This window comes from Bradyrhizobium sp. 40, assembly GCF_023100925.1.
In the GTDB taxonomy this organism is placed as follows: Bacteria; Pseudomonadota; Alphaproteobacteria; order Rhizobiales; family Xanthobacteraceae; genus Bradyrhizobium.
Genome location: NZ_CP064688.1, coordinates 7,021,023 through 7,047,491, shown reverse-complemented (window position 1 = coordinate 7,047,491; position 26,469 = coordinate 7,021,023). Strand labels below are relative to the sequence as shown.

General features: G+C 65.1%; 22 protein-coding genes. 11 read left to right on the top strand and 11 right to left on the bottom strand.

Going from position 1 to position 26,469, the window contains the following annotated elements; translation table 11 throughout:
• Nucleotides 1-5: 5 nt before the first annotated feature.
• The 9 genes from IVB40_RS33780 to IVB40_RS33740 form a co-directional block, all read right to left on the bottom strand.
• Entirely contained in the window at nt 6-599 is a 594-nt protein-coding gene (locus tag IVB40_RS33780; protein ID WP_027565945.1) for a L,D-transpeptidase, read from the bottom strand.
• A gap of 322 nt (nt 600-921) precedes the next feature.
• Nucleotides 922-1,896, bottom strand: a complete 975-nt coding sequence (locus IVB40_RS33775) for a hypothetical protein (RefSeq protein ID WP_247817592.1) — start codon at nt 1,894-1,896, stop codon at nt 922-924.
• An 86-nt stretch (nt 1,897-1,982) separates the two neighbouring features.
• Entirely contained in the window at nt 1,983-2,546 is a 564-nt protein-coding gene (locus IVB40_RS33770; RefSeq protein ID WP_247426786.1) for a thioredoxin family protein, read from the bottom strand.
• Nucleotides 2,547-2,577: 31 nt separating this feature from the next.
• Nucleotides 2,578-3,276: a cytochrome c biogenesis CcdA family protein gene (locus tag IVB40_RS33765; protein ID WP_247817591.1), complete on the bottom strand. Its 699-nt coding sequence runs from the start codon at nt 3,274-3,276 to the stop codon at nt 2,578-2,580.
• Between the two features lie 339 nt (nt 3,277-3,615).
• Nucleotides 3,616-4,227 (bottom strand): sigma-70 family RNA polymerase sigma factor, encoded by a 612-nt coding sequence (locus IVB40_RS33760; RefSeq protein WP_018456005.1) that lies wholly within the window; start codon nt 4,225-4,227, stop codon nt 3,616-3,618.
• Nucleotides 4,228-4,655: 428 nt separating this feature from the next.
• A complete protein-coding gene (locus IVB40_RS33755) occupies nt 4,656-5,390 on the bottom strand; it encodes a response regulator (RefSeq protein ID WP_007597984.1) in 735 nt (244 codons plus the stop codon).
• A 10-nt stretch (nt 5,391-5,400) separates the two neighbouring features.
• Nucleotides 5,401-7,146: a DUF3369 domain-containing protein gene (locus IVB40_RS33750; RefSeq protein WP_027565941.1), complete on the bottom strand. Its 1,746-nt coding sequence runs from the start codon at nt 7,144-7,146 to the stop codon at nt 5,401-5,403.
• The gene (locus IVB40_RS33745) at nt 7,116-9,146 is read right to left on the bottom strand and encodes an ATP-binding protein (RefSeq protein ID WP_247819630.1); all 2,031 of its coding nucleotides are present in this window, start codon (nt 9,144-9,146) and stop codon (nt 7,116-7,118) included. The genes IVB40_RS33750 and IVB40_RS33745 overlap by 31 nt, the downstream gene beginning before the upstream one ends.
• Nucleotides 9,147-9,200: 54 nt before the next feature.
• On the bottom strand, nt 9,201-10,196 hold the full coding sequence (locus IVB40_RS33740) for a TRAP transporter substrate-binding protein (protein WP_247817590.1): 996 nt from the start codon (nt 10,194-10,196) through the stop codon (nt 9,201-9,203).
• A gap of 143 nt (nt 10,197-10,339) precedes the next feature.
• Here IVB40_RS33740 and ugpB point away from each other — a divergent pair, with 143 nt between their 5' ends.
• From ugpB to IVB40_RS33690, 10 genes are all read left to right on the top strand, one after another.
• Complete coding sequence (gene ugpB / locus IVB40_RS33735) at nt 10,340-11,722, top strand: sn-glycerol-3-phosphate ABC transporter substrate-binding protein UgpB (protein ID WP_247817589.1); 1,383 nt, start codon at nt 10,340-10,342, stop codon at nt 11,720-11,722.
• Between the two features lie 222 nt (nt 11,723-11,944).
• Entirely contained in the window at nt 11,945-12,904 is a 960-nt protein-coding gene (locus tag IVB40_RS33730) for an aminoglycoside 3'-phosphotransferase/choline kinase family protein (RefSeq protein WP_247817588.1), read from the top strand.
• 259 nt (nt 12,905-13,163) lie between these two features.
• Complete coding sequence (locus IVB40_RS33725; protein ID WP_247817587.1) at nt 13,164-14,786, top strand: ABC transporter substrate-binding protein; 1,623 nt, start codon at nt 13,164-13,166, stop codon at nt 14,784-14,786.
• A gap of 297 nt (nt 14,787-15,083) precedes the next feature.
• Nucleotides 15,084-16,097 carry an ABC transporter permease gene (locus tag IVB40_RS33720; protein ID WP_018456013.1) on the top strand — a complete coding sequence of 338 codons (1,014 nt, stop codon included), beginning with the start codon at nt 15,084-15,086 and terminating at the stop codon, nt 16,095-16,097.
• A 2-nt stretch (nt 16,098-16,099) separates the two neighbouring features.
• The gene (locus IVB40_RS33715) at nt 16,100-16,999 is read left to right on the top strand and encodes an ABC transporter permease (RefSeq protein ID WP_027565936.1); all 900 of its coding nucleotides are present in this window, start codon (nt 16,100-16,102) and stop codon (nt 16,997-16,999) included.
• A 103-nt stretch (nt 17,000-17,102) separates the two neighbouring features.
• Nucleotides 17,103-18,842, top strand: coding sequence for an ABC transporter ATP-binding protein (locus IVB40_RS33710; protein WP_247817586.1), 1,740 nt, complete (start codon nt 17,103-17,105; stop codon nt 18,840-18,842).
• 19 nt (nt 18,843-18,861) lie between these two features.
• On the top strand, nt 18,862-19,041 hold the full coding sequence (locus IVB40_RS33705) for a DUF4089 domain-containing protein (RefSeq protein ID WP_247817585.1): 180 nt from the start codon (nt 18,862-18,864) through the stop codon (nt 19,039-19,041).
• Nucleotides 19,042-19,048: 7 nt separating this feature from the next.
• On the top strand, nt 19,049-20,446 hold the full coding sequence (locus IVB40_RS33700) for an AtzE family amidohydrolase (RefSeq protein ID WP_247817584.1): 1,398 nt from the start codon (nt 19,049-19,051) through the stop codon (nt 20,444-20,446).
• A 1-nt stretch (nt 20,447) separates the two neighbouring features.
• Nucleotides 20,448-20,840, top strand: a complete 393-nt coding sequence (hpxZ, locus tag IVB40_RS33695) for an oxalurate catabolism protein HpxZ (protein ID WP_007615793.1) — start codon at nt 20,448-20,450, stop codon at nt 20,838-20,840.
• 4 nt (nt 20,841-20,844) lie between these two features.
• Nucleotides 20,845-21,567 carry a GntR family transcriptional regulator gene (locus IVB40_RS33690; RefSeq protein WP_247817583.1) on the top strand — a complete coding sequence of 241 codons (723 nt, stop codon included), beginning with the start codon at nt 20,845-20,847 and terminating at the stop codon, nt 21,565-21,567.
• A gap of 111 nt (nt 21,568-21,678) precedes the next feature.
• Here IVB40_RS33690 and atzF read toward each other — a convergent pair whose 3' ends face one another.
• On the bottom strand, nt 21,679-23,496 hold the full coding sequence (atzF, locus tag IVB40_RS33685) for an allophanate hydrolase (protein ID WP_247817582.1): 1,818 nt from the start codon (nt 23,494-23,496) through the stop codon (nt 21,679-21,681).
• 296 nt (nt 23,497-23,792) lie between these two features.
• Here atzF and IVB40_RS33680 point away from each other — a divergent pair, with 296 nt between their 5' ends.
• Nucleotides 23,793-25,643, top strand: coding sequence for a feruloyl-CoA synthase (locus IVB40_RS33680; protein ID WP_247817581.1), 1,851 nt, complete (start codon nt 23,793-23,795; stop codon nt 25,641-25,643).
• Nucleotides 25,644-25,932: 289 nt separating this feature from the next.
• Here IVB40_RS33680 and IVB40_RS33675 read toward each other — a convergent pair whose 3' ends face one another.
• Complete coding sequence (locus tag IVB40_RS33675; protein WP_247426831.1) at nt 25,933-26,439, bottom strand: MarR family winged helix-turn-helix transcriptional regulator; 507 nt, start codon at nt 26,437-26,439, stop codon at nt 25,933-25,935.
• Between the last annotated feature and the right edge of the window lie 30 nt (nt 26,440-26,469).

Sequence of the window (26,469 nt, the reverse complement as noted above, 5' to 3'; positions counted from 1 at the left end):
GGAGATCAGAGCTCGGGCTTCTGCCGGATGACAACCTTGGTGCCGACCGGGACGCGATCGTAGAGATCGGCGACGTCGCGGTTGACGAGCCGGAAGCAGCCCGAGGAGACCTTGGTGCCGATCGTGTCGGGCCGGTTGGTGCCGTGGATGCGGTAGACCGTGGTGCCCAGATACATGGCGCGCGCGCCGAGCGGATTGCCGGGGCCGCCGGCCATGAAGCGCGGCAGATAGGGCTGGCGCTGGATCATCTCCGCCGGCGGCGTCCAGTCCGGCCACTCCTTCTTGTTGGTGATGTTCACCAGCCCCTGCCACTGAAAACCGTCGCGGCCGACCCCGATGCCGTAGCGGATCGCGCGACCGCCAGGCTGCACCAGATAGAGATGCCGTTCGGCGGTCGAGATGATGAGGGTGCCGGGCGCTTCGGTGGTACGGAAGTAGACGACCTGCTTCTGCCACTCCGGATCGAGTTCGAAGGCATCGTCGGCGACCAGGCCCGGCTCGTCGCCGCGGTCGGGCTGCTGGGCGTAGGCATGGGGCGCGGACAGGATCAGGCCGATCGCAGCCACAAACATCCCGGTCAGACGACGAAAATCCGTCATTTCAAGCTCTCCCCCACGGCCAAGGCCAAAACCATCTGGAACCATCAAATCTGAGGGCCCTCTTCATGGCAAGTTCAAGGCACACTTAGCCGATATGTCACGAGAATGCTTTGGTTTTTTGACGAGGCCGGGCAATGCCACAAACAGGGGATGGCGCGAAAAGCAGTAGCCACGGCCTCGCTTGGGGTGGGGCGACCAAATTTGCATTCACAAACGCCGTCATGCCCGGGCTTGTCCCGGGCCTCCACGTTCTTGGCGCTATGGGCAAAGACGTGGATGGCCGGGACAAGCCCGGCCATGACGATGTGGAAGCGACGCGATATCAGATCTGGTTATTCTCAGCCGCGATCCCGAGCCGCCGGACGATTTCGGCACCTACGGCCCGGGCCTCAGGCCTCGACCCGATGCGAGGGCTGCGAAACCGCCGTCCCGACTGCAATCGGATCACCACGATACAGTGCTCGTCCTCGGACCGGCCGCGGCGCTCGACCGTGATCGTCTTGACGTCGCGCCCTTCGATGTGGTCGTCGCGCAACGTGCCGTCGCCCCACAGGCGTTCGACGCGGATATCACCTTGCCGGATGATCCAGAAGGCGCCGGTCACAAGATTGGCATAACGGGACACCCCGAAAGCGGCGATCGCGCCGACCGGCAGCAGCATGATGTCGACCGGCCCGGGCGACAGGCCACGCCAGAGCCTGTAGGCGTAGGGAACGGCGCACAATGCGACGACGATCAGTGCGACGATCCTGATGTCTCTCTTCGAGAACGGCTCGAGCGGGTCGCCGAGACGCATCTCGGGATTGCTGGCATCGAGCGGATTGACGGGAGACTCGACGTCGGGAACGTCGAATTGCGCGGCGATCCGCGCCACCGTGTCGTGCACGTGGGTGACATCGGCGATCGGCGGCGATGTCAGGCGCTCACCGGAGGCCAACGTGAAGGCGAGCTGGAAGCGGGCTTTCGCCCTCTTGCTGCCGGGAACCTGCAATCCCCTGATGTCGTCCTTGGCAACGACCCGCGTCCGAAGTTTTCCGAACGGACGCTGCTCCCCGATCAGGATCTCATCCGGCGTGATGATCCACACCACCGCCGGCGCCAGCATGATGATAGCGACGAACGCCGCTCCCACCAGCAGCGCGACCACGGAGATGATGACCTCCAGAGTGTCGTGCGTGAACAGGCCCGGCGTGAAGCATAGCGCAACGGCGGCCGCAAAGCCGGACATGACCAGCCGCTGCGCGATCGAGGCGCCTTCACGAAGGCGAATGTCGGTGCTGCTGGTGACGTCGTCCATCGCGGGCGGCTGATTACGTGGCCCGCGAAACTCCACGGACCGGTCCGTGGAGTCAAGCAACAAGGGCGTGGCGCGCCAATCCGGCGTCAGCTATTGGCGTTCAGCAGCTTTGCCACGGTGCGGTCGATCTCGTCATAGCGGCCTTCGCCCTCGTGCTGGAACACGATCTTGCCGTTCTGGTCGATGATGTATTGCGCCGGCCAATATCGGTTGCGGTACGCGTTCCAGGTCTTGGAGTCATTGTCCTGTGCCACCGGATAGGTGATGCCGTGGCGCTTGAGCGCCGCCTGGACGTTGGAGGCCGAGCGCTCGAACGGGAATTCCGGTGTGTGCACGCCGACCACGACGAGGCCCTTGTCCTTGTACTTGGCATAGAGGTCGGTGACGTGCGGCAGCGTGTTGACGCAGTTGACGCAGCCATAGGTCCAGAAATCAACCAGCACGACCTTGCCGCGGAGATCGGCAATGTTCAGCGGTTTCGAGTTGAACCAGTTGTTGATGCCGGCGAAGTCGGGCGCGGTGTCCTGGCTGGCGGCCGCTGTCACGACAGGGACGGCGCGCGCGGCCTCGTCGCAGATGCCGGGGATGACGGCGCCGGTTACGGCGATGCCGATCAGTGCGGCGGAGACGGCGAGCAGTTTGAAAGTCATGGACAAGTCCTCCGGTGAAGATGAGGGATGATCACAGGCCGATCTGGCCGGTGGGATAGAAGCCGGTGAGCCACGCCACGATCAGCGTGTCGTATTGGAAATAAGCGGCGAGCGCGAAACCGATCACGACGACGCCAAAGCCCTGCTGCAGCCGCGGCGAGATCCGCGCGAGACTGCGCACCCGCGTGGTGGCGGCCTGCCCGCCATAGGCGATCGCCAGCATGGGAATGGCCGCACCGATGGCGTAGGCGATCAGCAGCGTGCCGGCCCAGGTCGCGTTCTCAGTGGTCGCGACCAGCGTCAGGATCGAGCCGAGCACCGGGCCGGCGCAGGGCGTCCAGACCAGGCCAAGCGTGGTGCCGAGCACGAGCCCGCCGAGCGCGCCCTCGCGCTGCGTGGCGCCGGAGTTGCCGAGATCGAGCCAGCCGTTGAGCCGGATCGACAGCCATTCGAACGGCGCCGGCCACAGCATCAACAGGCCGAAGCCGAGCAGCAGGATCGACGCCGCCTCGCGCAGCACGTTCGGATCGAAATTAAACAGCCGCGTGATGGCGCCGAGCAACAGCGCGGTCGCGGAGAACGAGATGACGAAGCCGAGCGCGATCATCGCGGGGCGCAGATGCGAGCTGCGGCCGATCGAGGCCCCGAGCAGGATCGGCAGCATCGGCAGCGTGCACGGCGCGGCGATGGTGAGGATGCCGGCGAGGACGGCGAAGGTGAGTTCGAGCATCGGGGCACTCGTGAATGGGGGTCACGAGGGCTGTTCGGGATGAGAGAGGCAGTCGTTACCCCGCGTCACGCCTTCGTGACGGGAGTGCTGCAGCGGGCGTCTCGAACCATAAGTCCGGCACCTGAACCAAGCCCAAATACAAAACGACCCGGAGGGGGGGCATCCCGTCCGGGTCGTTGGAGGTCTTGGGAGGTTTAACGAAACCGTATGTGAGTTTTATAGGAGGGAAGTTTTTCCGCCTGATGTTGTGCTTTGTTTCAATTGTTTCGTCGGCGGTAACACTTCCGTGTCCGGAGTTAGGCCAAAACCAACGGCCTATCCCCTTGAAATATCTGAACTTCAGGCGGCGAAGCGCTCGACGCCGCAGCCCTTAAGCAATTCGGCGAGTTGCTTGCGGGCGTAGAACATCCGGGTCTTCACCGTGCTCTGCGGGATGCCGATGATCTGCCCGACCTCCTCCACCGACTTCTCATGGTAGTAGACGAGGGTGATGATTTCGCGATGCGCGGGCGACAGCTTCTGAACGCAGGCGCGCAGGATCGCGCTGGTGTCGCTTCGGTCGAGCGAGGTCTCCGGCGTGTCGCAACCGTCGGCGATCTGACGCACATCCTCCTGGTCGATGTCCTCGAAGCGGCGCTGGCGCATCGCGGTCAGCGCCTTGAAGCGGGCGATCGAGAGCAGCCAGGTCGAAACCTGCGAGCGGCCCTGGAATTGGCCGGCGGTCCGCCACACGTCCAGAAACACCTGGCTGACGAGGTCTTCCGCCGTGGTGGCGTCGCGCACGATCCGCAGGATGAAGCGGTAGACGCGCACATTGTGACGGCAATAAAGGATGTGCATCGACGTCCGGTTGCCGTCGGCAATGCTTTCGAGAAGCATGTCGTCCGAGGTCGCCTGAGCGGCAATGATGCTCTGGCTGGCTTGGGCGTTGATGGCGATGACGTTCGGCATTGACTTGGCTCCCCGTAGCGCCGCAACCGAGCGGCGTTTCCTTCGACCAAAGTGTTAATGAGCCAACGTTTCGGGACGTCTGCACGAAAAGGGGAAAATGGTTTCGTGCGCCATCAAATTGTTTCGTCGGATTAGCCGCGACGAAACATTCGGGGCAAAAAAGCGTGGAATTTCAATGTACGGAAAATACGGGGGGGGAAATGGAGGCGGACGGAGGCGCCGGGAACGTATTTCGGGCCTTTGCGTTCGATGTCGCCTCAATCCCAGCTGTCGTCCCGGCGAAGGCCGGGACCCATAACCCGAGGGAGAAGTTTGACGAAGGCTGGCAGTGGAGAGGTCTTCCCACGGTACTAGACCCTGCGCCCACGATGCATCACGCGGTATGGGTCCCGGCCTTCGCCGGGACGACACCGTGGGTGGTGCGTGATCTACGCCTTCTCGCCCGCCGGCGAGAACAGATAGCCGCCGCCGCGGATGGTGCGGATCACGGCGGGTTTTGCCGGATCGGGCTCGATCTTGCGGCGGATGCGCATGATGCGCAGGTCGACGGCGCGGTCGAAGGCTTCGGCGTCGCGCGCGTTGGCCAATTCCAGCAGGCGCTCGCGCGACAGCACGCGCTTCGGATTGGCCGCGAACACCTTCAAGAGCCCAAACTCGGATGCGGTCAGCGGGTGCTCGTTGCCCTCGTCGTCGCGCAAGGCCTGAGCTTCGAGATCGAGCCACTTCGTCCCGAACCGTACCAATTGCTCCTTGTCCGATTTCGCAGCCGCCGTTTCCGCCACGGCTTTCGCCGGCGCGCTCCGGCGCAGCACCGAGCGGATGCGCGCCATCAGCTCACGCAGCTCGCACGGCTTGGCCACGTAATCGTCGGCGCCGAGCTCGAGGCCGACGACGCGGTCGATCGGGCTCGCCGTCGCCGTCAGCATGATCACCGGCACGTTGATGCGGCTCTTGAGGTCGCGGATGATCGAGAGCCCGTCTTCCTCCGGCATGTTGAGGTCGAGCACGACGAGGTCGGGCATGCTGCCGTCGATCGCCGTGCGCAACGACTTGCCGCCGTCGCACAGCGTCACGGTGAAGCCGTGCATCTTGAGGTAATCGCCGACCATCTCCCGGGCCGGGGCCTCGTCGTCGACGATCATGATGTGCTGGCTTTGGGTCATGGTCCTGAGATCACGGAATTTCGGTCGCGGGGAGGGTGATGGTGAAGGTCGAGCCCTTGCCGGGGCCCTCGCTCTCGGCGGTCACCTCGCCGCCGTGCATGTCGATAATACGCTTGACGATGGACAACCCAAGCCCGGTCGAGCTCTCGCCGGCGGTCGGCTTTGCCGACAGCCGCTGGAACCGGCCGAACAGGCGGCCGAGATCCTCCGGCGACAGGCCGGCGCCCTCGTCGCTGACGCGGATGATTGTGTCGCCGCCTTCATGGCTCACGATGACGCCGATCTTGCCGCCGATCGGCGAGTATTTGATGGCGTTGCTGATGAGGTTGTCGATCGCCTCGCGGATCCGGTCGGTGTCGCACATGGTGACGATGTTGACGGGTGCGGTGACGCTGATCGCCTGCTGCTTGTTGATGGCGAGCGGCTGGTTGGCCTCGGCGACTTCCTTGACCAGGGCCGCGACGTCAACCGGCTCGCGGCGGATGGTGATGTCGAAGGCATCGGCCATCGCGTCCGAGATCAGATGATCGACCATCGAGGTCAGGCGCTTGGTCGCATCGCGGATGTGATCGACCTGGGCGACTACGCCGCCTGACGACGCGCCGGTCGAGATCAGCTCCTTCAGCATCTCGGTGCGGCCGAGGATGACGCCGAGCGGGTTCTTGAGATCGTGGGCAACGGTGCCGAGGATCTCGTTCTTGAAGCCGTTGGCGCGCTGCAGCCGCAGCCATTGCGCTGAGAGGCGGCGGTTGGCCTGCATCAGCGCGCGGGTGCGCTGGGCGACGCGGTCTTCCAGCTGGGTGTTGGCGGCCTGCAGCTGCTGGTAGAGGATGACATTGTCGAAGGCAATCGAGAGCCGGCTGGAGAAGATCTCGACCAGCGAGCGGTCGGTCTCGGACAGCTCGCGTTCGGCCTGCAGCAGCACCACGACCTCGCGCCCACTTCCGGTGCGCAAATAAATGACGCTGCGGTGGTCGGCGAATTCGTTCTTGCGGCCTTGGAAAGCGGCTTCCACCATCGCGCGCAGATCGGGGTCGAGCGCCTTCGACGAGGTCGTGCCGATGAAGCGGCTGTAGCAGCCGCTGCCGGCGAGCACCGAGAGCTCGGGGTCGAGGCCGCCATTGTCGCGCAAGACCAGGATGCCGGCGCAATCGACGTTGAGCAGCGAGGCGAGCTGGGTCAGCACGCCCTCGGCGAGCCGCTGCATCGACTTGAAGTCGTACAGCGTCGAGGCGGCGTCGATGATGATCTCGAGCCCGCGCCTTGTTTGCAGCATGCGCTCGAGCTGCTGGTAGGAGCGCAGCGCCGCGGTCAGCGAGGTGAACAGCTTGTCGGCGGTGAGCTCGGTCTTGGCCTTGTAGTCGTTGATGTCGTACTGCACGATCACGCGCCGCTCGGGCGCCTGGCCGGGCTGTCCGGTGCGCAGGATGATGCGCACGGTCTCGTTCTTGAGCTCGTTGCGGATGTACTCGACCAGCTCGAGGCCGGCGACGTCCGTCTCCATGATGACGTCGAGCAGCACGGCGGCGATATCGTTGTGCGCCGCCATCAGCTTGCGACCTTCCGCCGCGGAATGGGCGGAGAGGATCTCCAGGCCCTGGCCGTTGAGGGAATAGTCCGAGAGCGCAAAACGCGTGCCGTCATGCACGGCCGGATCGTCGTCGATGACGGCGATCTTCCATTTCCGGGCGTCAACATCCTCCGATGCGGTACCGGTGTCGTCGATCAGGTGGAGGACATCGTCCTGTTCGGCCATTGAGAAGTCCCGTCAGTCTCTGTGCTTTGCCCGCCGCCCCTGGCGACCCGGGGCATGATAATGCGAAATGTAGTGCCTTGTCCCAGCTTGGATTCCAGCATCATGCGACCGCCGAGCTGCTGGGTGACGAGGTTATAGACGATATGGAGGCCGAGTCCCGTGCCACCTTCATTGCGCCTGGTGGTAAAGAATGGGTCAAAGGCTTGGCGCTGCACGTCGGAGGTCATGCCGGCCCCGTCATCGGTGAAGATGATCTCGACGTCGTCGGCCCCGCGGGGCCGCGCCGAGATCGTGATCGTGCCGGCGCGGCCGTCGGCAAAGGCGTGGTTGGCGGCGTTGAGGAACAAATTGGTCAGGATCTGGCCGTAAGAGCCGGGATAGCCGTCGAGCAGCAGCCCCTCGGGCATGTCGACATGGAGCGTGATCGGCGACCGCTTCAGCACCGGGCGCAGGCTCGCGATGATCTGGTCGGTGGCTTCGCTCAGTGAGAACTGCCGCCGCTCGGCATGGGAGCGGTCGACCGCGACCTGCTTGAAAGACTGGATCAGTTCGCCGGCGCGCTGGAGATTGGCGACGAGCTGCTGCGAGGCGTCGCGCGAGGACTGCACGAATTCTTCCAGCTGCGAGCGGCGTAGGCCGCCGTCGCCCTTGAGCTGGGCCTCGAAGATCTCGGTGCGCCGGGCAAAGCTCGACGCAACGGTGAGGCTGATCCCGATCGGATTGTTGACTTCGTGCGCGACGCCGGCGACGAGGCCGCCGAGGGCTGCGAGCCTCTCGGCATCGATCAGATTCTGCTGCGCGGCGTTGAGCTCGAGCAGCGCGCTCTCGGCCTTCTCCTTGGACGCGCGCAGCTCGTCCTCGGTCTGGCGCTTTGCGATGGCGTTTTCGCGGAACACTTCCACCGCGCGCGCCATGGCGCCGACCTCGTCACGTGCACGCGTGCCCTGCACCTCGCGGCCGAGGTCGCCGAGCGTGATCGCGCGCATCGCCGCCATGATCTGCTGCAGCGGCAGCCGGATCGACAGGGCGATCAGCACGCCGGCGGTGAGGATGATGCCGAGGAAGATCACGGCGATGGAAAGAACGCGGCGGGAAATGTCCGCCAGCGTGCGGTCGAACGTCTCCTGCGCCTTCTGCTCGCGCTGGCGCATCTTGGTGGAGAGATCGTCGATGGCGCCGATGGCCTCGGCCTGGTTGGCGTCGATGGTGTTGCGCAGCAGTTCGGTACGGTTCGTGAGCTGCTCGGAGAGCTTTGCGAAGCCCTCGCGCAGCGCGGCGGTCCGGGCCGCCAGCCGCCGCAGCGCCATGCGCTGGAGGTCGTTGTCGGCGAGATCGATCATCACGGGGATGGTCTTCTCGATGGTTTCGGTATTGCGGCGGGCGTCGTCGGCCGCACCCGATGACAGCGAGAGATAGTAGGAATTGGCCGCGACCAGCATCGCGGTGAAGGCTTCGCGCGACTTGCCCAGCGAAGGCCAGATCAGCGCGTCGCGGTGGCCGGTGGCGCCTTCGATGATGGAGTAAAGCCCGGCCATGTCCCTGGCCGGTCCCTGCACCTGATCCTCATAGGTCTTCGCGATAGTGGCCTGCACGCCGCGCAGCTCGCCGAAGCCGTTGAGGAAGCGGTCGGTGGTGCGCTCCAGCTCCTCGACCGAGCCCGACAGCATCGGGTCCTTGGCGGCGCGGTTGGTCAGCGTCCCCAGCACCGCCTCGCGCAGCAGCAGGATCTCGGCGAACAGGTCGGGGCTCGGCTGGTTGATGTAGCGGTGGATCAGATTGTGCAGCCGCCCGGTCTCGCTTTCGAGCAGCGCCAGCATCCGGTCGGATTCGCGCACCTGGCGCACGTCCTCCCAGGCCGAGCCGAGCACCTGCGAGCCGTTCCAGATCAGCCCGACCAGCACGATGACCACGGCAGAGTTCAGCGCCGCGATCGACAGGATGCGCCAGCGGATCGGCACCGCCCGGAGCACGCCGACCAGCCGCGCGCGCAGCCGCCCCATCGGGCCGGGCGACCTGTCTGCATGCTCGCTGTGTCCAAGCCCGGGCAAGAGGCCTCACTCCACCTTGCGAATGCGTTCGATCAGCGCGGCCGCGGCCGGATCTTGCCCGGCCTTGGTGTAGATCGCGACCATCGCGTCCTCGAACGGCTTGCGGTCGATATCCCTGACGATGGTGACGCCCGCTTCTTCCGCCTTGCGCTGCGACTGCTCCTCGAGGTCGCGCCATTTCTCGCGCATGAATCGGCTGGAGCGCTGCGCGGCTTCCCGGAAGATGGTTTGGTCGTCGGCCGACAGGCTTTTCCACGCCTTCAGCGAGATCACCAGCACTTCGGGGCTCATCGTGTGCTCGGTGAGCGCGAGATAGCCGGCATGCTTGTAATGGTCCGTCGTCACGTAGGAGGGCCAGTTGTTCTCGGCGCCGTCGATCAGATGGTTGGCAAGCCCGGCAAGCACCTGTCCATAGGGCATCTCGACCGGCTCCGCGCCGAGCGCGCGGATCATCTGGCTCATCAACTCCGACTGCTGCACCCGGATCCGCAATCCCTTGAGGTCCGCGACGTTTCTGACCGGGCGGGCGCCGTTGTAGATCGACCGCGCGCCGGAATCGTAGAAGGCGAGGCCAACGAAGCCATAGGGCTCGAAGCTGCCGAGGATCTCGCCGCCGATCGGCCCGTCCAGCACCTTCTGCATGTGCTTGATGGACCGGAACAGGAACGGCATCGCCAGCACGTTCATCGCCGGGACGAAGTTGCCGATCAGCGCCACATTGGTCCGGTTGAGATCGATCGCGCCGACCCGGGTCTGCTCGATGGTCTCCTTCTCCTCGCCGAGCTGGCGGGAGTGGAACACCTTGACCTCGTGCCGGCCGCCGCTGCGCTCGGCTATCAGGGCGCCCATGTAGCGCAGCGCCTGCACGGTCGGATAATCCTCGGCCTGGGTGTCGGCGGCGCGGAATTCCCGCGCAGCGGCCCCCGTCGCGCAGATGGCGATCAGAAGCGCGACGAAAACCACCCCGGTCCGCGAGCGTTCGGCACGGTTCAACACTGGCACACTCAACCCCTCAGTGGTGGAGTCTATGGCGGGAGCAAAAGGTTCAATGCAATCTAGCAGATGGTCGGGGGAAGGCCATCCCGCCCGGGGCTTCGGCGTGATTGTGCGGCGCGGCCGGCGCTCATTCCCGGTTGAAACCGCAAATGCCGCGCCTTAAGCAGGGACGGTCGCCGTCGTCGCGCGATACGGAAAGAGCCATCGTGATTTCAGCATTGCGCTTCTTGCAGGTCATCGCCGCCCTTGCGGCCCTCTCCTTGGCCGCGCCGGTGCGGGCCGCGACCGACATCGCGTGGTGGCACGCCATGTCCGGCGAACTCGGCCGCCAGCTCGAGAAGCTCGCCTCCGACTTCAACGCCTCGCAGCCGGACTATCGCGTCGTGCCGACTTACAAGGGCAATTACACCGAGACGGTGACGGCCGCGATCTTCGCCTTCCGCTCGCGCAGCCAGCCCGCGATCGTCCAGGTCAACGAGGTCGCCACCGCCACCATGACCGCGGCCAAGGGCGCGATCTATCCCGTGTTCAGCCTGATGCGGGACATGAACGAGCCGTTCTCGCTCAATGACTATCTTCCCGCGGTCTCCGGCTACTACACCGATGCGGCCGGCAATCTCTTGTCCTTCCCGTTCAATTCGTCGACGCCGATTCTCTATTACAACAAGACCATGTTCCGCGACGCAGGGCTCGATCCGGAGGCGCCGCCGAAGACCTGGCCGGAGCTCGGTGCTGCCGCTAAACGCCTGCGCGATCGCGGCGCGGCGTGCGGCTTCACCACGTCCTGGCCGTCCTGGATCCATGTCGAGAATTTTTCAGCGTTTCACAATCTGCCGCTGGCGACGCGGACCAACGGCTTTGCCGCGCTCGATGCCGAGTTGACCATCAACAATCCGTCTCTCGTGCGTCACGTCGCCGAGCTCAGCGAGTGGCAGAAGACGAAGGTGTTCGACTATAGCGGCCGCGGCCAGTCGGCCGAGCCGCGCTTCCAGAACGGCGAATGCGGCATCTTCATCGGCTCCTCGGCGACGCGCGCCGACATCAAGGCGAACTCGAAGTTCGAGATCGGCTACGGCATGATGCCGTATTGGCCCGACGTGAAGGGCGCGCCGCAGAATTCGATCATCGGCGGCGCCACGCTGTGGGTGCTGCGCGACCGCCCGCGCGAGGAATACAAGGGCGTGGCGCGATTCTTCGCCTATCTGTCGCAGCCCGGCGTGCAGGCCGCCTGGCACCAGAACACCGGCTATCTGCCTGTCACCCGCGCCGCCTTCGAGCTGACGCGCGCGCAAGGGTTTTACGAGCGCAATCCGGGCTCGGCGATGTCGTTCGAGGAGATCACGCTGCATCCGCCGACGGAGAATTCGAAGGGCATCCGGCTCGGCTCCTTCGTGCTGATCCGCGGCGCGATCGAGGACGAGCTGGAGCAGGCCTTTGCCGGCCGCAAGAGCGCGCAAGCCGCGCTCGATGCCGCGGTCGAGCGCGGCAACAAGATCCTGCGCCAGTTCGAGCGCGCCAGCCCGGATCGGTAGAGTTCTCAGATTGGACCTCTCTTTAACCGCGAAGGAAGTGCGCTCCCTCTCCCGCTTGCGGGAGAGGGTTGGGGAGAGGGTCTTTCCGCAAAGGGACAATCCCCTAGAGGAGAGAACCCCCACCCGGCGCTTCGCGCCGACCTCCCCCGCAAGCGGGAAAGGTGCACCGTCTGCTTGGCGCGCATCAAATCAACCAAAACCTGCTTGCCTGATCGGGCACGCATGACCAGCGTTCCATCGCAAATCTTGCCGACTTTCACCGACGCTGCTGCCTTTCGCGCCTTTCGCGCCGACCCTCCGCGATGGCTGCCGATCGCCATCGACATCGCCCGCAGCCACGGTCTCGATGTCAGCGCGCCGCACGTGTTTGCCACCGGCACCAATCTCGTCGTCGGCTTCGGCGATCACCTGATCCTGAAAATCTTCCCGCCGCTGCTCCGCGCGCAATTCGTCTCCGAGCACGGCTCGCTGACCCAGCTTGCCGGCCGCCTCCATTTGCCGATCCCCGAGATCGTCGCGGAAGGCGAGCGCGACGGCTGGCCTTATCTCGCAATCACACGCCTTGCCGGCACGCTCGGTTCGGAGGTCTGGCCGCACTTGGCGGAATCGCAGAAGGACCGCGTGCTGCGCCAGATCGGCGAGACCATCGCGTCCGTGCAGCGCGCGCCGCTCGGCCCGCTCGCGCAGATCGAGCCGCGCTGGGCCGACTTCATGCGGGCCCAGATGCAGGGCTGCAAGGCGCGGCACACGCGTCTCGGCCTCGCGCCAAAATTTCTCGCCGGCCTCGACGACCTCCTGCGTGACGCGGCCGCGCTCATTCCCATCGATGCGCCGCCGGTGATCTTGATCGGCGAATACATTCCGGAGAACTTCCTGCTCGCCTGCCATAATGATCAATGGTCGCTCGCCGGCCTGTTCGACTTCGGCGACGTGCTGGCGGGATGGCGCGACTACGATCTGCTCGGCCCCAGCGCCTTCATGGCAGCGGGCCGGCCGGGGAGGGTGCGCAGCCTGCTCGAAGGGTTTGGCTATGCGAAGCTCGAATATTCACTCAAGCGCCGCCTGATGGCGCTGATGCTGCTGCATCGCGCCAGCGACCTCAACAACCACATCTGCATTGAGGGTTGGCAGGACGAGGCCGACGATCTGGTCGAGCTCCAGGAGCTGATCTGGCCGGGGTGATTGCCGCGGATCAGTAGCCGAGTGACTTGGGACGAGATGCGCCCACGCAATGAGCGAGCGTTCCAGAAAGCCCATTTTATATGCAAATCTGCTTCTTTGTATGCAACGCGCTGGAGATCGGCTTCTGATCGACAGTCGAAGCAATGGCCATTTTTCGCGCTTATATCAGTGGCTTATGTTGTTTTAAACTCTCATTAAGCCTTGGCACGAACCTTGCGAATCCAGTTCCAACCAGAAAACTTTGTGTTGGAGCCATTTCATGAAGCGCCGCGATTTCCTCAAGTCCGTTTCCGGATTGGCCGCAGGCGCGGCGCTTCCGGCCATGCCGTCCGTGATCTCGTCGGCGATGGCCGATGCGCGCTCGGAGACGCTGCTGATCGTCTCGGAAGGCGGCCCCAACAATCTCGACATCCACGGCGTCGGCACCAACGTGCCCGGCTATGAGGTGTCCTGGAATTGCTACGACCGCCTGCTCAGCCACGAGATGAAGACCGGCCCCGGCGGCGTGCCCTATTACGACCGCGACAAATTCAAGGGCGAGCTCGCCGAGGACTTCAAGATCGACGACATGTCGGTCACCTTCAAGCTGAAGAAGAACGCCAAATTCCACGACGGCGCGCCTGTCACCGCCAAGGACGTGAAGTGGTCGCTCGACCGCGCCGTCAGCGTCGGCGGCTTCCCCACCTTCCAGATGAGCGCCGGCTCGCTCACGAAACCCGAGCAGTTCGTCGTGATCGACGACTACACCGTGCGTGTCGACTTCCTGAAGAAGGACAAGCTGACGATCCCCGATCTCGCGGTGATCGTGCCCTGCATCATCAATTCCGAACTGGTGAAGAAGAACGCCAGCGAGAAGGACCCCTGGGGTCTCGAATTCACCAAGCAGCAGACCGCGGGCTCCGGCGCCTACAAGGTGACGAAGTGGACCGCCGGCACCGAAGTGGTGATGGAGCGCAACGACGATTGGGTCGGCGGCCCGCTGCCGAAGATCAAGCGCGTGATCTGGCGCATGGTGCCGCAGGCCGGCAATCGCCGCGCGCTGCTGGAGCGTGGCGACGCAGACATCTCCTACGAGCTGCCGTTCAAGGATTTCCAGGAGATGAAGGCGAGCGGCAAGCTCAACGTGGTGTCGCTGCCGTTCTCCAACGGTATCCAGTATATCGGCATGAACGTGACCAAGCCGCCGTTCGACAATCCCAAAGTGCGTCAGGCGGTCGCCTACGCGATTCCCTATCAGAAGATCATGGACGCGGTGATGTTCGGGCTGGCCAATCCCATGTTCGGGGCCGCCAAGGAAAAGCCGACCGAAGTCGCCTGGCCGCAGCCGCACAAATTCAACACCGACATGGACAAGGCGAAGGCGCTGCTGGCTGAAGCCGGTTATCCCAACGGCTTCGAGACCACGATCTCGTTCGACCTCAACTTCGCCGGCGTCAACGAGCCGCTCTGCGTGCTGGTGCAGGAGAGCCTGGCCCAGATCGGCATCAAGACCACCATCAACAAGGTGCCCGGCGCCAACTGGCGCACCGAGTTGAACAAGAAGGAGATGCCGCTCTTCACCAACGTGTTCTCGGGCTGGCTCGATTACCCCGAATACTTCTTCTACTGGTGCTATCACGGCAATAATTCCGTCTTCAACACCATGAGCTACAAGTCGGCGGAGATGGACAAGCTGATCGACGGGGCGCGGAATGCTGCCGCGACCGGTGACACCGCGACCTACGACGCCGACGTGAAGGGCTTCGTCGACCTCGCCTACAGCGACATCCCGCGCATCCCGCTGTATCAGCCCTTCGTCAACGTCGCGATGCAGAAGAACATCAGCGGCTACCAATACTGGTTCCACCGCCGCCTGGATTATCGCGCGATGGCGAAGGGGTGAGGGGATGGCGGGCGAGATGGTCGCGTCGTCGACTCTCCTTCTGAGTGAGGCGGCCACCGCTCTCTCATTCCCTCTCCCCTTGTGGGAGAGGGGCAGGGTGAGGGGTAGCCACGAACTCCGACCTCGCTTGGGGCTACCCCTCACCCCAACCCTCTCCCATCGCAAGTCGGGCCTGCCCGACTTGCGCCAATCACCAATGCGCAACCGGGGTAGACCCCGGTTGCGTGGGAGAGGGGGCGCAGCGGAGCAGGTGGCGCGAACCCGCCCACAAACGCAGAGCAGCAGGAGCGCAACCCCATGCTGACCATGATCGGCAAGCGCCTGATGTTCGCGATTCCGTCGCTGATCGGGGTCGTCATCGTCACCTTCCTGCTGACCCGCGCACTACCGGGCGATCCCGCCGCCTATTTCGCAGGGCCCGCCGCAACGAAGGAAGCCGTCGAGCAGATCCGGAAAAAACTCGGCCTCGACAAGCCGCTGATCGAGCAGTTCTTCCGCTACACCAACGATCTCGCCCATGGCGATTTCGGCAATTCGCTCACGACGGGCCAGCCAGTCGCAGCCGAGATCCGCAACCGCCTGCCGGCCTCCGCCGAGTTGACGCTGCTCGGCCTCATCGTCTCGGTCGTGATCGCGATTCCACTCGGCGTGCTGGCGGCGACGCGGCCGGGCTCATGGGTCGATCATCTCTGTCGTGTCACGACGACGGCCGGCGTCTCGCTGCCGGTGTTCTTCACAGGCCTGGTGCTGGTCTATGTGTTCTATTTCCGGCTCGGCTGGTCGCCTGCGCCGCTCGGCCGGCTCGATGTGTTCTACAGCGCGCCGCCGACGGTGACCGGCTTCTATCTGATCGACACCCTGATCGCGCGTGACTTCGAGGCGTTCCGTTCGGCATGCAGCCAGTTGATCCTGCCGGCGACGACGCTTGCGATCTTCTCGCTGGCGCCGATCGCGCGCATGACGCGCGCCTCGATGCTGGCGGTGCTGTCGTCGGAATTCGTTCGCACCGCGCGCGCCAGCGGCCTGTCCCCGGCAACCGTCATCGTCACCTATGCCTTCCGCAACGCGATGCTTCCGGTCATCACCACGCTGAGCATGGTGTTCTCGTTCCTGCTCGGCGCCAACGTGCTGGTGGAGAAAGTGTTCGCCTGGCCAGGCATCGGCTCCTATGCGGTCGAGGCGCTGATCTCGTCGGACTTCGCGCCGGTGCAGGGTTTCGTGCTGACCATGGCGGTGATGTACGTGCTGCTCAATCTCGTGATCGACATTCTCTATGGCGTGATCGATCCGCGCGTGCGCTTGGAGGGCTAATCATGAGCACCGTTGCGCCTGCTGTTGAACCTGTCGGTCCCGCGCGGACCTCAGGGTTCGTCGCGCTGCTCGACCAGACCCGCTACGTGCTTGGCGAGAACAAGGTCACCGGTTTTGCCTTCGCGCTGCTGATCGTGATCCTTCTTGCCGCGATCTTCGGCCCCTATGTGGTGCCGTATGATCCGCTGGCGTCCGACACCGCGGCGTCGCTGAAGCCGCCCTCGGCCGCGCACTGGTTCGGCACCGACCAATTGGGCCGCGACATCTTCAGCCGCGTCGTGGTGGCGACGCGGCTCGATACGTTCATCGCGGTCGCCTCCGTCGCGCTGGTGTTCCTGATGGGTGGGCTCGCCGGCATCGCGGCCGGCTATTTCGGCGGCTGGACCGATCGCATCGTCGGCCGCATCGCCGACACCATCATGGCGTTCCCGCTGTTCGTGCTCGCGATGGGCATCGTCGCCGCGCTCGGCAACACCGTGCAGAACATCATCCTCGCAACGGCCATCGTGAACTTCCCGCTCTATGCCCGCGTCGCGCGCGCCGAAGCCAATGTCCGCCGCAATGCCGGCTTCGTGCAGGCCGCGCGTCTGTCCGGCAACGGCGAGTTCCGAATTCTTCTCGTGCATATCCTGCCGAACATCATGCCGATCATGATCGTGCAGATGTCGCTGACCATGGGCTACGCCATCCTCAATGCCGCCGGCCTCTCGTTCATCGGCCTCGGCGTCCGTCCGCCGACGGCGGAATGGGGCATCATGGTCGCCGAAGGCGCCGGCTTCATGGTGTCAGGCGAATGGTGGATCGCGCTATTCCCGGGCCTCGCTCTGATGATCGCCGTGTTCTGCTTCAACCTCCTCGGGGACGGCCTGCGCGACATCGTCGACCCCCAGCGGAGGACGTGATGGCTGGATTCCGCGCAGATTTTCGCTCAAAATTATTCAATGAAATCAATCCCGTTCTACTGTGCATGGGGTTGTTTTCGACGTTTTTGTTTGGGAGGTGCCCATGACCGCCCAGCCGCTGCTCGACGTCCAGGACCTCACCGTCGAATTCACCACCCGCCGCGGCATCGTCAAGGCGGTGCAGCACGTCAACATCTCCGTCGCCAAGGGCGAGACGCTGGCGATCGTCGGCGAGTCCGGCTCCGGCAAGTCGGTGACGTCGTATGCGGTGATGCGCATCCTCGACCGCGCGGGGCGGATCGCCGAAGGCTCGGTGATGTTCTCGGGTATCGACGTCAAGGCCGCGACCGAAGACCAGATGCGCGATTTGCGCGGTCGCGAAGTCTCGATGATCTTCCAGAACCCGCGCGCCGCGCTCAACCCGATCCGGAAAGTCGGCGACCAGATCGAGGACGTGCTGCGCACCCATGTCCAGCAGGCCATGGTTTCGGACCGCGGCGAAAAGGCGATCGAGGCGCTGGAGCAGGTCAAGATCGCCCGGCCGCGCGAGCGCTATCACGCTTATCCGTTCGAATTGTCCGGCGGCATGTGCCAGCGCGTCGTCATCGCGCTCGCGCTCGCCTGCAATCCGCAACTGCTGATCGCGGACGAGCCGACGACCGGATTGGACGTCACCACGCAGAAGGCGGTGATGGATCTGATCGTCGAGCTGACCAAGCGCAAGGCAATGTCCACCATCCTGATCACGCATGACCTCGGCCTCGCCGCGGCCTATTGCGACCGCGTGGTGGTGATGGAGAAGGGCCGGGTGGTCGAGACCGCAAAGGCGGCCGACATCTTCGCCAACCCGCAGCACCCCTACACGAAGAAGCTGATGCGCGCGACGCCGCGCCTCGGCGTGAGCCTGCGGGATCTGTTGCCGGAGGAGGAAGGCTCAGCACTCGCCGCCACGAGCGCAGCATCCGCGGAATTGGCTCCGATCGTCCCGGCGGGCAAGACGCCCCTTCTCCTCATCGACAAGCTCGTCAAGGAATATCCCCGTCAGGGCGCGACCGCGACGCTCGGCAAACTGTTCGGCCGCAAGCCGCCTGTAGAGCCCGATGTGTTCCGCGCCGTCGACGGCATCAGCTTCTCGGTCGGCCACGGCGAAAGCGTCGGCCTGGTCGGCGAATCCGGCTGCGGCAAATCGACCACGTCGATGATGGTGATGCGACTGCTCGACCAGACCTCCGGCCTGATCCAGTTCGACGGCGAGGACATCGGCGCCATCGCGCCCGCCGGCTTCGCGCGTCTGCCGCAGCGCAGCCGCATCCAGATGGTGTTCCAGGATCCGACCGACAGCCTCAATCCGCGCTTCACTGCCGTCCGCGCCATCGCCGATCCCATCATGCAGCTCGATGACATCAGGGGGCGCGACGCGCTCCGCACCCGCTGCGAGGAGCTCGCCACCATGGTGGGCCTGCCGCACAATCTGCTGGATCGCTTTCCGCACCAATTGTCGGGCGGCCAGAAGGCCCGCGTCGGCATCGCCCGCGCCATCGCCCTGCACCCGAAACTCGTCATCCTGGACGAGCCGACCGCCGCGCTCGACGTTTCGGTCCAGGCCGTGGTCCTCAATCTGCTCCAGGACCTCAAGGCGCGGCTAGGTATGAGTTATCTGTTCGTCTCGCATGATTTGAACGTAGTGCGCTTGTTGTGCGATCGTGTCATTGTCATGCGGTCGGGTCGAATCGTCGAGGAAGGCTCTTCCGAGAGGGTCTTGAGCGATCCGCAGGACGATTACACCAAGGAGTTGCTGACGGCGATCCCGCATCCGCCGCTGCAGACACAGGGCGCACACTGAGAGCTTGTTTGGGAGCGTGATGGCCGAACCGCTGGACGATTATATCGACGCTGCCACGAAAGCGTTGGCGTTGCCCGTCGAGGAAGCATGGAGGTCGTCCATTCGCGCCAATCTCGAGGTCTCGCTGCGGCTCGGCCGCCTCGTCGACGAATTCGCGCTGCCGGACGAGACCGAGCCGGCGCCCATCTTCACCGTCTGACGCCGCCATGACGACCAAGCCAGAGATGACGGCCTCCGAGATCGCCAAGGCGGTGACCGGCGGAAAATTGTTCGCGCTCGATGCGACCGAAGCCGCGCTCGCGCGCATCACGCAGCACGACGCCATCCTCAACTCCTTCACCGACGTCACCGCCGATCGCGCCCGCGCCAAGGCGCGCGCGATCGATGCCGATATCGCGGCCGGCAGGACCGTTGGCCCGCTGGCTGGCGTGCCCTTCGCGGTGAAGAATCTGTTCGACGTCGCCGGGCTCTCGACGCGCGCCGGCTCGAAGATCAACCGCGACCGCGCGCCCGCCACGCGCGACGCCACGCTGATCGAGCGCATGGAAGCGGCCGGCGCCGTGCTGGTCGGCGCGCTCAACATGGGCGAATACGCCTATGACTTCACCGGGGAGAACGTCCATGACGGTCCCTCGCGCAATCCGCACGACACGACGCGGATGAGCGGCGGCTCCTCCGGCGGCTCGGGGAGCGCCGTCGGCGGCGCCCTGGTGCCGATCGCGCTCGGCTCCGACACCAATGGTTCGATCCGCGTGCCGTCCTCGTTCTGCGGCATCTTCGGCCTGAAGCCGACCTATGGCCGGCTCTCGCGTGCGCGTTCGTTCCCGTTCGTCGCGAGCCTCGATCATCTCGGCCCGTTCGCGCGCTCCGTCACCGATCTCGCGCTGGCCTATGACGCCATGCAGGGACCGGATGCGGACGATGCCGCCTGCACCACCACACGTGGTCTGGAGCCGACGACACCGCTGCTCGCCAATCCGGTGTCCGACCTGCGCATCGGGATCGCCGGCGGGTACTTCCAGACCAATTTGTTTCCGGAAGCCGTCGAAGCCGTCAGCCGCGTCGCCAAGGCGCTGGGCGCAACGCGCGTGGTGGACGTGCCCGAAGCCGCACGCGCCCGCGCGGCGGCCTATGTCATAACCACCACCGAAGGCGCCTCGCTGCATCTCGATCGGCTGCGCAAGCGGCCGAACGATTTCGATCCCGCCGTGCGCGACCGGCTGATCGCGGGCGCCATGGTGCCGGCGCCGCTGGTCGACCGTGCGCAAAAATTCCGCCGCTGGTATCGCGCGCAACTCGCTGAGATTTTCAAATCCGTCGACGTATTGCTCGCGCCGGCGACGCCATGCACCGCGCCGAAGCTCGGCCAAGTCAATTTCAACCTTGGCGGCGTCGAGCTGCCGGTGCGCGCCAATATCGGCATCCACACCCAGCCGATCTCCTTCATCGGCCTGCCCGTGGTCGCCGTGCCGGTGCCGCTCGAGCCGCTGCCGATCGGCGTGCAGATCATCGCCGCGCCGTGGCGCGAGGACATCGCGCTGCGCGTTGCGTACGCGCTGGAGAAGATGGGTGTCGCCGCCGCGCCCAGCCCAAAAGGATTTTGAGATGGAGATCGATCTCCCTGACGTGATCGCGGACGTCAAAGCCGCGTTCGAGCGTTATGAGCAGGCCCTGATCACCAACGACGTCGCGGTGCTCGGCGAGCTCTTCCGCAACGATCCCCGCACGCTGCGCTATGGCATCGGCGAGAACCTCTACGGCTATGAAGCGATCTCCGGCTTTCGCGCCGGGCGCTCGCCGGTCGGCCTCAATCGCCGCACCGCGAAAACCGTGATCACCAGCTATGGCCGCGACACCGCGGTCGCCTCCACCCTGTTCTATCGCGACACGATGCCGGGTAAGGTCGGCCGGCAGATGCAGACCTGGGTAAAATTCCCGGAGGGCTGGCGCGTCGTCGCCGCCCATGTCAGCATCATCGACGAGTCGAAAGAGACCTGACCGTATGACGCTTGACGATCTTCCGCCCGGAGCGCTGCCGGCCGAACCGGCGGTGCCGCGTGTCGACCGGGCGTCGCCATCAGCGCACAAGGTCACGCGCGCCGAGGAGCTGCGCCTGCAGCTCGCCGACGAGATCGTGCGCGGAGCTTTGCCGCCTGGCGCCCCGCTTGACGAGACCGACATCGCGCGCCGCTTCAGCGTTTCGCGCACGCCGGTGCGGGAAGCACTGCGCCAGCTCGTGGCAAGCGGCCTGGTCGAAGCGCGCGCCCATCGCGGCGCGGTGGTGGCGCAGCCCTCGTTCGAACGGCTGACGGGTATGTTCGAGGCGATGGCGGAGCTGGAAGCGCTGTGCGCGGGCCTTGCCGCCGAACGCATGTCAGCCGCCGAGCGTCACGGTCTGGAAGCCATCCACGAAGAGCTGCGGGTGTTGAGCTACGCCGGCAACCCCGATCGCTTCCACGAGGTCAACGAGCGCTTCCACAATGCGATCTATGCGGGATCGCAGAACGGCTACATCGCCGAGATCACGCTGGCGACGCGCGTGCGCGTGCAGCCGTTCCGCCGCGCCCAGTTCCGCAATCTCGGACGTCTCGCCAAGTCGCAAGCGGAACACGATCGCGTCGTCGTCGCCATCATGCGCGGCGACAAGCAGAGCGCCGCCGCCGCGATGCGTGCGCATATCGAGCTGGTGCGCGGGGAGTACGAGATCTACGCGGTATCGGTTTAGGGCCGCGCGCACGGTGCCGTAGGGTTGGCTAAGGCGCAAAGCGCCGTGCCCACCATCTACCCAAGCTGACGGTGATGGTGGGCACGCTTCGCTTTGCCCACCCTAGGAGACCTACGCTGTCGCAGCGTCCGCCATATACTTCCGCCAGCCGCCATACGCGGTGATGTCGCGAGCCTCGCCCAGCACCTCGGGCTCGACGAGAAATCCCTTCACGCTGCGGCCATCCGCCAGCCGCACGGTGCCGATCGCCATCGGCGCGGGAATCGCGTTGACGAACTTGCCGAAGGCGGACGACGACAGCGACCATATCTCCAGCTCGATCGACGCGCCCTTGCCGGCCTCGACGCGCAGCATGCCCGGCTTCGGCGGCGTGGTCTTCAATGCGTAGAGCTTGTAGTCTGCCGCGGTCCTGGTCGCCTCGATCAGCTGGCCGTTCAGCGCTTTCAACTCGCTGTTCAGCACCATGCCGGACAGATGCGCGCCGACTACGGCGATGGGAATCTCGTCGCTGCTATCAGCGGCAAGCGGCGCCAGCGCGGGTTGCGCCACGCCCTTTGCGCCAAGCGTCAGTTTGGTATCGGCATGAAACACGCGCCCGATGCTGGCGAGCAGCGCATCGTGCCCGGTGGGAGCAAGGAGCGTGATGCCGAACGGAACGCCGTCGGCGCGCATCGCCGCCGGCAGCGCGAGACCGCAGAGGTCGAGCAGATTGACAAAATTGGTATAGGTGCCGAGCCGGCTGTTGAGCTCGACCGGATTGGCCAGCACCTGCGCGGTCGTATAGGCCGTCGGCGCCGTCGGCAGCACCAGCGCGTCGATATTGGTGAAGGTGCGCTCGGCGATCTTGCGCAGGCCCTGCAGACGATAGAGCGCGGAGAAGGTGTCCGCCGCCGTCAACCGCGCACCGGCCGCGGTGATCTCGCGCGTCACGGGATGGATGGCATCCGGCGCGGACGCCAGCAGGTCGCGGATCACGAGATAGCGCTCCGTGACCCACGGTCCCCCGTAGAGCAGTCGGGCCGTCTCATAGAACGGCTCGAGGTCGAACTCGACGAGCGTTGCGCCAAGCGCGGTCCAGCGCTTCAGCGCCTCGGCGTAAGCCGCTTCCGCCTTCTTGTCGCCGAAGAAGATCAGCTGTCCGCTGCGCGGCACGCCCAGGCGCAGGTTTGCCGGGAGCGGAGTGATCGCGCCAAGCGGCCGGTCGCGCGAGAACGGATCGGCCTGATCGGGACCTGCCATCACGGAGAGCGCCAGCGCGGCGTCGTCGACCGTCAAAGCGAACACCGAGATACAGTCCAGCGTCCGGCAGGCCGGCACCAGGCCAGCGGTCGAAATCATGCCGAGGCTCGGCTTGAGACCGACGATGTTGTTGAGCATCGCCGGCACGCGGCCGCTGCCGGCGGTGTCGGTACCTAACGACAGTGGCACCAGCCCGGCGCCGACGGCGGCGGCCGATCCCGAGCTTGATCCGCCGGGAATGAGGTCATCGCGGATCGCGTTCCTGGGGATGCCGTAGGGCGAGCGCACGCCGACAAGGCCGGTCGCGAACTGGTCGAGATTGGTCTTGCCGATGATGATCGCGCCGGCGGCGCGCAGCCGCGCAACGGCGGTCGAATCGTGTGTCGGGATGTACGAGAAGGCCGGGCACGCCGCGGTGGTCGGAAACCCCAGCGCGTCGATATTGTCCTTCACCACCACCGGCACGCCATAGAGCCGCAGGCTGGCGGTCTCCTTGGTGGCGAGCTTCTCGGCCTCGGCGATCGCGTCCTTTTCGTCGCGCAGGCTGATGAAGACGGCGGGATCATTGTGGTCGCGGATGCGCTGATAGGTGCGTGCGACCGTCTGCGCCGGCGTGAGCGTGCCCGCGCGATGCGCGGCCACGATCGCGGCGATCGTTTCAGGCTGCTCAGCCCCCATTTCAGCCTTCATGGCGACAAATCTCCGGCAACGTCTCTTCACCCCGATCGAAGCAAGCGATGTGCCATTGTGTACAGAATCCGGGCAGGACAAGTGCTGCGGATATTACCGAGAGATCAGAGGCTTGTGGGATATTTCGAGCGCTGGCGGAGCTTCGTGTCAGCGCCCTGTTACGAGCATTTGCGCAAATAATGGGCAGCTCAACGGGCCTGAGCTTGCGCCCCAACAATTGTCATGGCCAACATGCAGGCCAACGTGGTCCGCGACGAGGCTGCGGCCGATCCCGGCTTCCGGGCGAGGAGGAAACCATGACAACCGCCCCTCGCGGTGATGCTGCGAGCCTGTTCGCGACACCCAGAACCGTTGCCGAGCATCGCGCCGACGGTAGCATCGTGCTGCGCTCGCCCGAGCCGCTGCGCGATGGCGCGCGCTGCATCGGCGACTGGCTGGAGCAATGGGCGCGGCAGAGGCCCGATGCAACTTTTCTCGCCGAGCGCAGCAGTGCCGAATTGCCATGGACCACCGTTACCTACGCGCAGGCGTTGCGCCAGGTGCGCGCGGCAGCGTCCTGGATTCTGGCGCAAGGTCTCGGCGCGGAGCGCCCGCTCGCGATCCTCTCCGACAACAGCATCGATCACGCGCTGCTGGCACTGGCGGCCCAGCATGTCGGCGTGCCCTCGGCGGCGATCTCGCCGGCCTATTCGCTGATGTCAAAGGACTTTGACAAGCTCAAGAGCATGATCACGCTGCTGGAGCCGGGCGCCATCTATGTTTCCGCGACGAGGCTGTTTGCGGCGGCGCTGGCCGCGATTAAGCCTTTGCATAGCGCGCAGATCATCAGCGGCAATGCCGACGATGCCGATGCGCTGGCCTTCCGCACCATCGCGGCAACGCCCGAGAGCGCCGACGTCGCAAAGGCCTTCGCCGCGGTGGCGCCCGCGACGATCGCAAAGCTCCTGTTCACTTCGGGCTCGACCGGCATGCCGAAGGCGGTCATCAACACCCAGCGCATGCTGACGTCCAGCCAGCAGGCCAAGGCCCAGACGTGGACCTTTCTCGAACAGGCGCGCGAGGATCTCGTCATTCTCGACTGGCTGCCCTGGAGCCACACGTTCGGCGCCAACCACAATTTCAATCTCGTGCTGCGCAATGGCGGCTCGCTCTATATCGACGGCGGCAAGCCGGCGCCCGGCCTGTTTGCGACGTCCCTTGCCAATCTCAAAAGCGTGATGCCGACGGTCTATTTCAACGTGCCGCGCGGCTTCGACATGTTGATCACGGCGCTGCGCGCAGACGAGGAGCTGTGTCGCCGCTTCTTCAGCGAGGTGAAATTCGCCTTCTACGCAGGGGCTGCGCTGCCGCAGAATCTCTGGGACGCGCTGGAAGAACTCTCCGTCAAGACCGTTGGCCGCGCGATGCCGATGGTCTCGGCGTGGGGCTCGACCGAGACGTCGCCGCTGGCCACCGACTGCCATTTCCTCGCGGAGCGCTCGGGCAATATCGGCGTGCCCATCCCCGGCACCGAATTGAAACTCGTGACCTCCGGCGACAAGCTGGAGGTGCGCGTGCGCGGCCCCAACGTCACGCCGGGCTATTGGAAGGCGCCGGAGCTGACCAGGCAGACGTTTGACGACGAGGGCTTTTATCTCATTGGTGATGCCGTGAAGTTCGCCGATGCGAACCGGCCTGAGCGCGGCCTGTTCTTCGATGGCCGTGTCGCGGAGGACTTCAAGCTCAATTCCGGCACTTGGGTCAGTGTCGGCACGCTGCGCCTCGCCGGCATCGCCGCGCTGGCGCCGCTCGCGCAGGACATCGTCGTCACCGGCCATGGCGGCGACGAGGTGCGTTTCCTGGTGTTCCCGAACATCGCCGCATGCCGCGCGCATGCCGGCTTGCCCGAGATCGCGAACGTGAACGAATTGCTCGCGCATGACAAGATCAGAGCCGCGATCGCGCAGGGTCTGGCGAAACTCAAGCAACACGGCGCCAACTCCTCCGGCCACGCCACGCGCGCCCTGCTGCTCGTCGAGCCGCCATCGGTGGACGGCGGTGAGATCACCGACAAGGGCTACATCAATCAGCGCGCCGTGCTGACGCGGCGCGCCGATGCGCTGGCGCGGTTGGATGACGATGTCTCGGGTGAGTGGATCGGTCTGTAGCAGTTGAAACGGCAGCTCTTCGCATTAGGTGGGCGGCCGTAGGCCTCCTCTCGCAATAACGGGCTGAAAACAGCTCGCCGTTAGGCCAGCTGCCCTGCCGCATTATCCTGCATGATTCTTTTGTTGCCTAAGCAACTAATTTGTGCGAACCAGTTCCAGGCTGGGATGACGGCGGGAGGAACCGCCGCGTCGGATTCTGGAGGAAGCAATGCTCGGCAGAGAGAGTGCCGCCGGCGAATGCCGGCGCATGCCTGGACATGAGAGAGGTCCGCGTACCGCGCGTGCTCCGTCAGGTCTCAGTGCTGCCGGTCACCGCGCCGAGATTTTCGTGCAGGCGGCGCAACAGCTCGATCAGCACCTCGCGCTCGTCCTTGTCCAGGCAGGACAACAGGCGCCGTTCGCGCTCGAATGCCGCGACGATCACCTTGTCATGGGTGGTGCGGCCCTTCGCCGTCAGCGCGATCGAATGGGTGCGCCCGTCCTTGGGATCGGTGCGGATCGACACCAGCCCGCGCTTTTCCAGGCCGGCCAGCGTCCGGCTCACCGGGCCCTTGTCGAAACCGATGACGTGGCAGATGCGCGAGGCGGGAATGCCGGGCTCGATCGCCAGCAGCGACATGATCCGCCATTCCGTGACGTTGACGCCGAACTCCCGCTGATAGAACGCGGTGGCGCTGTTCGAGAGCTTGTTGGCGATGAAGGTGATGAACGCGGGGACGTAGCGGTCGAGATCGAGCGTCGGTCCCGTCTCGGTGGACGCAGGTTTTTGGCGGGCTCTGGTCGAAGACGGCGGCATGTCGGGATTCTGTCTCGCGGCGTGTCTGGA